Genomic DNA, 5885 nt, shown 5'->3' with positions numbered 1-5885 from the left:
CGATCTGGTGCCGCAGGGCGCCGGAGGAGCCGAAATTGAACAGCACCCGCACGCCGGGATGGCGCGCCTCGAACGCGGCCTTCAGCGGCTGCGCCGCGTCTGCCAGGCTGGCGGCCGCCGAGACGACAAGTTCAACCGAACGCGCCGGACCCTCTCCGGACGTCCTCGGCCCGGGCCAGACATGGCCTGAGGAACCGGGCAAGACCGCCGCGGCGAGGGCAAGCACCGCGAGAAGGGAGACCGCAAGCCCGCCGGCCACAGCCGCCCTCCGTCTGGAGCCGGCGGAGCGCATGCCTTCGGGTGGGGCCTGCGCTTTCCGGCGGGCCCGCACGGTGCCCACGGCAAGCCCGGCAAGCACCAGCACCCCTGCACCCAGGCGAACGGGCAGCAGGATCTGAGGGCCAACTCCCACCGCAGCAAAGACAAACGGGTCTTCCAGAACCGAGTGGCAGGCTGCCAGGAAAAGAAACATCGACCAGGCCTCGCGCTGGGAAACCTTCCCTTTGTTCATGCGGTCGATGATGACGCCCGCCCCATATACAAGCCCTAGAAAGAGGCCCGCCAGAATGGGAAAGGCTGCCTGCGGGGAGAAGCCAAGCCACGCCATGCGAGGGGCAAGCCGTCGTGACCAGCGGTCGATCAAACCCCGGCCATCGAGGACCTCCATCGCCAGGGTGACGGGCGCCAGAATGACCACGAGCAGCAGCCAGGTCTTGCCGAGTCCAAGAAGCGAGTTACCGATGACCACCAGAGCAGGCTCGGTCAATGGAGCAGGGTGCGCCGCACCGGCCGGGCCGGAGCCGCTCGCCGGCGGCAGAAGCGGCCGCAGCAGGGGGGCGGCCAGAGCCGCGACAACCCCCATCCCGACCCGGGCGGCCGCCATGCGCCAGGGGTTGACCCGGCACCTCGCGGCGACACCGACCTCCACGGGAAGGGCGTGCGCGAAGCTCAAGAACAGCGCGACCGGAAGCGCCTGCTCCGGCGCCAGGCCGAGCGAGGCCATGGATCCGATGGCGGCATAAAGGGCCGAAAACAGGCCGAGCATCAGGGGAAGCACGCCCTCCGGCCCGATGCCGACCAAGCGCAGTGGCACCTCGAGCCACACGCTGAACGCTTCCAGCAACCCCGAGGCCTGGAGAAGGGCCACCAGCACATACGCGGGCGCGAGGATGCGCACGAGCGACCTGAGCGTTCGGGCGAACCGCCGCAACCAGCCGTGGAGGCTCAACGGGCAGCGCCCCCGGCCGTGGCGGCGGCCAGAATCTGGTCAATGGTGGCATTCCCGCCGGTGATCGGCAGGATCACCCTGCGGTCGCGCACGAGCTCGGGATAGCGCCTCGCGGCTGCCACCGGAGCGGCCCCGGCAGCTTCCGCGACCAGGTGGGTGGTCTCGAGGAGCAGCCGCATGGCGGCCTGGAGTTCGGCATCGCTGACCAGGACGACGTCGTCGAGGTGGCGCCAGAGGATGCTCAGCGGGAGTTCAAAGGCGACCCGGGTGGCCAGGCCCTCGGCGATGGTGTCGGCCTTCGGTGTGGATTCCAGGCGCCGGCTGTGGAAGGAGCGGTATACCGCCGGAGCCCCCTCGGCCTGCACTCCGACCACACGGATGCGGGGATTGAGCGCCTTTGCGACGAGGCTCGCGCCGGCGGCGCCGGAGCCGCCGCCTATGGGGACCAGGATGAGGTCGGCGTCCGGCACCTCTTCGAGAGCCTCCAGGTAGGCCGTGGCGACGCCGGCGATGAGGAGCGGCTCGTTCATCGAGTGGACGTAGCGGGCGCCCGTGTCGGCAGCGAAGCGTTCGCAGGCCTCCCGGGCCTCGTCGAAGTCCCGCCCTGTGAGGCGAACGTCGGCGCCAAGGGCCTGCATGGCGGCCACCTTGAGCGGGTTGGAACCGAGGGGGGCGAAGATGGTGGCCGAGAGGTCAAACGTCCGGGCGGCGTAGGCCACCGACTGGCCGTGGTTGCCGGTTGAGGCGGCGGCGAGGCCGCGGCCGCGCAGTTGTGGGTATTCGGCCGCTGCCAGGTTGATGCCGCCGCGCACCTTGAAGGCGCCCACGGGCTGGAGGTTCTCGCACTTCACCCACGCCTCGCAGCCAAGCACCCGGCCGAGAGGACCGGACCTGAAGAGCGGCGTGGGCCGGAGGTACGGGGCAATGCGCCGGCGCGCCAGGTAGACGTCGTTGAGGCCAGGGATTTCGAAAGCCATGGCTCGGGAGCCCCCTTCGGCCGGCCGCCGGGAGCGGTGGCCGGGCTTGAGGGATCGGCTTCGTTCTGTGCGGGGCGTTCCCTCTCGGGCGGCGGGCACCTTGGCGGAGGGCGGCGTCGGCGAGCGCCGCCCGGGGCGGGAGGGCGAAGTGCAGGAGGGGTTTTCAAAGCCGTCGAAGCGAACCCGCATGACAGGCGGTCAGGGCCGCTGGAATAAAGGAGCACACATATGCAAGGGCAACGCGTCGAGGGAGCTACCGCCTTTACGAAAACAGCAGCCTGGAGGGCGCTGGCCGGGATCGGCATCGGCCTCGCCGGCGGGACGTTCGGCGGGCTGGTGGGCCTGGGCGGCGGCGTCCTGATGATCCCCATGATGACCGGGCTGTTGCATTTCACGCAGCACGGAGCCCACGGGTCAAGCCTGCTCGCCGTCCTGTTCACGGCGGTGTCGGGCGGCACCGAGTACGCCCGGCGAGGGTCGGTGGACTGGCTGGCGGCGGCCTCCATCGCGCTGTCGGCCATGGTCATGGCACGCCTGGGCGCAAGGGCAAGCCACCGGGTCTCGGGTCCCAAGCTGCGGGGGTATTTTGGCTGGTTCCTGGTGGCCGTGTCGCTGCTGCTCCCGGTCAGCCGTTACCTGATGGCACACGTGGATAGCGGCGTCACGCTGTCCCGATTGTCGGTGGCCCTCGGCGGGCTTGCGATTGGCATGGTCAGCGGCTATCTGGCCGGGATGATGGGGGTGGGCGGGGGAGCCATCGTGGTGCCGTCCCTGGTGGTGGGGCTGGGATTCCCGCAGCACCTGGCTCAGGGGACGTCGCTCGTGCAGATGATCCCCACCGCTCTCTCCGGGACGGCGACACACCAGCGGCTGGGCCACATCCGCTGGGACGTGGCGCCCTGGGCTGGCATCGGGGCCATCCTCGGCGGCTGGGCAGGTTCGTTCGTCGCCGGGCTTTTGCCTTCCAACACCCTGCGCTACGTCTTCGCCGTGTTCGTGTTGCTGATGGGTGTCAACTATATCCGGACGTCCAAAGCGGCCCTGAAGGCCTCGGGCGGGCAGCGGGGGACGGTGACGTGAGGTTCGACGCGCTCCTGGACCCGGCGACGCCATCCGAGGTCGCCGAGCTTGCAAAGGCAGCCGAACAGGCGGGGTTCGGCCGGGTGCGCATTCCGGAGACGCGCCACGAGCCCTTCGTGATGTCCGCCCTGGCGCTGGCGGCAACCCGCCACATCGAGGTGGGCACCGAGGTTGCCATCGCCTTTGTGCGCAGCCCCACGGTGATGGCGCACGCGGCGTGGGACCTGGCGGCGCTAGGCGGAGGGCGGTTCCGGTTGGGGCTGGGCAGCCAGGTGCGGGCGCACATCGAGCGCCGGTACGGGATGGTGTGGGACAGCCCCGTCGGGCGCATGAGGGAGTTTGTGCAGGCGCTCGAGGCCGTGTGGCGCTGCTGGCAGGACGGGGCGCCGCTGCGCGTCGACGGGCGCTATTACCGCCTCACGCTGATGACGCCGTTCTTCAACCCGGGGCCCATCGAATCGCCTGCGATCCCCGTGGGGCTGGCAGGCGTCAACCCGCCGTGGGCGAGGCTGGCCGGCGAGGTCGCCCAGGCGTTTCACGTGCATCCGCTGCACACCCCCGGGTACCTGAGGGACGTTCTGCTGCCGGCGATCGGGGCGGGGCTGGCGCGGGGCGGCAAGCAGCGGGGGCAGTTCGAGGTGGTCGGGAGCGTCTTCATCATCACGGGACGGGACGAGAGCGAACGGGCGGGGATGCGCCAGGCGGTGCGGGAGCAGGTGGCGTTTTACGCCTCCACGCCGTCGTACCGGCGGGTTCTGGAGCACCACGGGTGGGGAGAGCTCGGCGAACGCCTGAGCCAGCTCGCGCGGGCCGGCCGGTGGAGCCAGATGGCTGCCGTGGTACCCGACGAGATGCTGGACGAGGTGGCCGTGGAGGCGGCTCCCGACGAGCTTGCCGGGCGCATCGTGGAACGCTATGGGGGAATGCTCGACCGGGTGGCCCTGTACATGCCCTTCCGGCCCTCGGAATGGAGCGAGTGGTGGCCGAGGTGGGCCGAGGGCGTACAGCGGTCCAGCGGTTGACGCATCGATGATACGTTCGTATAATCCCGGTGGGCCGCCGTGGCGCAACGGTAGCGCAGCGGACTTTTAATCCGCGGGTTGTGGGTTCGACTCCCTCCGGCGGCACCAGCCAGGACAAGGCTTCGCACGATTCAGAACCCTCGGGCGCGCGAACATCTGCGCGAACCACGCTGTCGCCTCGCTCCTGCGCCAGCTTCTCGCCCATGGCCAGCGCGTCGGACAGTAGCCTTGCCGCCTTGTCTGCACCACGTCGGTCGTCCTCTGTGATGGCATGGGTGTAATGCCGAAGGGCGTGTCGGACCAGCCTCCATGCTTCGCCACAGCCGCCAGCAAAATAGGGTCCTCGCCACCAAGGAGGTAGCTCACACTGGTGTGGCGCAGCTGGTGGAAGACGTTCGGCAGCCCAAGGACCTTGAGGGGCGGATACCACACGTCGTCCAGGAAGTCGCTGGCGTCCACCGGTGAGCCGTCGCGGGCGGTCAACACGAGGCCCCAGTCTTCTTTGAGCTGGCCCCGTTCTCCGTCCTGGCGTTGCTGGTGCTCCCGCAGGATCGCCAAGACGTTCTCCTGAACGGTCACCGGCACGCCTCGCGGTCTTTCCGGCGCCCGAAGATCGGGTGGTTTCCTGGCTTTTTAAGTGCTGGGCGTATCCAGAAGATGTGGTTGGGCCAGTCGATGTCCTGCCACCTCAGTCCCAACAGTTCCCCCTGGCGGAGGCCGGTAGCGTAAGCCACCGCCACGAGGGGAAACCACCGGGTACCCCGGAAGGCGGCCAGGATGCGGGCGGCGTCTTCGAACGGGATGGGAAGCCGCTTTGCGGTCGGTGGCGAGGCGGCGGCACCATGGCCGCGACATCCCACCCGATCCAGCGTTCCGTCGTCGAGGTACAGCACCCCATGCGCCGCCAACTGCTCGGCCATCGAAGGCAACACGGGATGCAGGCGCTCGGCGCACGGGTAGTTGAGCGCCTCCCAGACGAGCCGAATCGCCGGGAGAGCCTCCGTGTACTGCAACGGTCGGCGATGATGGATAGGGGGTCGATGCGCCGCCAGAGACGAGCCAATGCCCTTTCGGTAGCATCTTACGTGAGTGCCCTGTCCGACAAGACCCGCCGGCGGATCCTGCGGCTGCTGGCTTTCGGCGAACTGACGCAGGCCGACATCGTACGACACTTCGCCATGTCGCAGCCGGCCATCGTGAAGCACCTTCGCGTGCTCAAACGGGCGGGCCTCATACGGGAACGGCGCAGCGGAAGGTGGTGTTACTACCGGCTGGACCACGACGCGGCGAAAGCGGCCTATGAGCAGATGCGGCGGGAGTGGGAAACCATCCTCGCTCTGCGCCTGGAGAGCCTGAAACGACACGTCGAAACGCCCGAGGAGGATGAGAAGCGTTGAGCCTGCAGAAGTTGATGGTCCGCAAGCAGATTCTCGTCAACGCCTCACGCGAACGGATTTGGCGGGCGCTGACCGATCCGTCGGAACTTAACCGGTGGCTGACCCGTTCGGCCAGCCTCGACCTGCGCGTCGGAGGCCGGATCGCCCCTCGACTACGGCTGGAGCGCTCGCGAAGCCGGCT

The 5885-nt window shown here is 69.0% G+C and carries 7 protein-coding genes and 1 tRNA gene; 5 read left to right on the top strand and 3 right to left on the bottom strand.

Features of this window, described 5'->3' with window-relative positions; translation table 11 throughout:
- Together AB1609_14240 and AB1609_14235 are read right to left on the bottom strand one after the other, a co-directional pair.
- A partial coding sequence (locus tag AB1609_14240; GenBank protein ID MEW6047619.1) for a nucleoside recognition domain-containing protein occupies positions 1 to 1228 on the bottom strand: 1228 nt, incomplete at its 3' end.
- Positions 1225 to 2205, bottom strand: coding sequence for a threonine/serine dehydratase (locus AB1609_14235; GenBank protein MEW6047618.1), 981 nt, complete (start codon positions 2203 to 2205; stop codon positions 1225 to 1227). The genes AB1609_14235 and AB1609_14240, both read right to left, overlap by 4 nt.
- A 228-nt stretch (positions 2206 to 2433) precedes the next feature.
- Between AB1609_14235 and AB1609_14230 the strand changes: the two genes are divergently transcribed.
- The 3 genes from AB1609_14230 to AB1609_14220 all read left to right on the top strand — a co-directional run bounded on the left by AB1609_14230 (position 2434) and on the right by AB1609_14220 (position 4415).
- A complete protein-coding gene (locus tag AB1609_14230; GenBank protein ID MEW6047617.1) occupies positions 2434 to 3285 on the top strand; it encodes a sulfite exporter TauE/SafE family protein in 852 nt (283 codons plus the stop codon).
- Positions 3282 to 4307 (top strand): TIGR03617 family F420-dependent LLM class oxidoreductase, encoded by a 1026-nt coding sequence (locus AB1609_14225; protein MEW6047616.1) that lies wholly within the window; start codon positions 3282 to 3284, stop codon positions 4305 to 4307. The genes AB1609_14230 and AB1609_14225 overlap by 4 nt, the downstream gene beginning before the upstream one ends.
- 33 nt (positions 4308 to 4340) lie before the next feature.
- Positions 4341 to 4415: transfer RNA gene (locus AB1609_14220), tRNA-Lys, on the top strand.
- 467 nt (positions 4416 to 4882) lie between these two features.
- Here the strand turns inward: AB1609_14220 and AB1609_14215 are convergent.
- Positions 4883 to 5320, bottom strand: coding sequence for a tyrosine-type recombinase/integrase (locus tag AB1609_14215; GenBank protein MEW6047615.1), 438 nt, complete (start codon positions 5318 to 5320; stop codon positions 4883 to 4885).
- A 27-nt stretch (positions 5321 to 5347) separates the two neighbouring features.
- On the opposite strand from AB1609_14215, the gene AB1609_14210 reads away from it, so the two are divergent.
- On the top strand, positions 5348 to 5704 hold the full coding sequence (locus tag AB1609_14210; protein ID MEW6047614.1) for a metalloregulator ArsR/SmtB family transcription factor: 357 nt from the start codon (positions 5348 to 5350) through the stop codon (positions 5702 to 5704).
- Positions 5701 to 5885 (top strand): SRPBCC domain-containing protein (locus AB1609_14205; GenBank protein MEW6047613.1); only part of this gene is annotated, 185 nt, incomplete at its 3' end. The genes AB1609_14210 and AB1609_14205, both read left to right, overlap by 4 nt.

This window comes from Bacillota bacterium, assembly GCA_040754675.1.
Classification (GTDB): Bacteria; Bacillota; Limnochordia; order Limnochordales; family Geochordaceae; genus Geochorda.
This window is presented reverse-complemented; position numbering and strand designations above follow the sequence as displayed.

Bases quoted from the DNA above. Each gene is read 5' to 3' on its own strand.
- AB1609_14210 (MEW6047614.1), top strand. From the start codon at position 5,348: ATGCGCCGCCAGAGACGAGCCAATGCCCTTTCGGTAGCATCTTACGTG.
- AB1609_14235 (MEW6047618.1), bottom strand. From the start codon at position 2,205: ATGGCTTTCGAAATCCCTGGCCTCAACGACGTCTACCTGGCGCGCCGG.
- AB1609_14230 (MEW6047617.1), top strand. From the start codon at position 2,434: ATGCAAGGGCAACGCGTCGAGGGAGCTACCGCCTTTACGAAAACAGCA.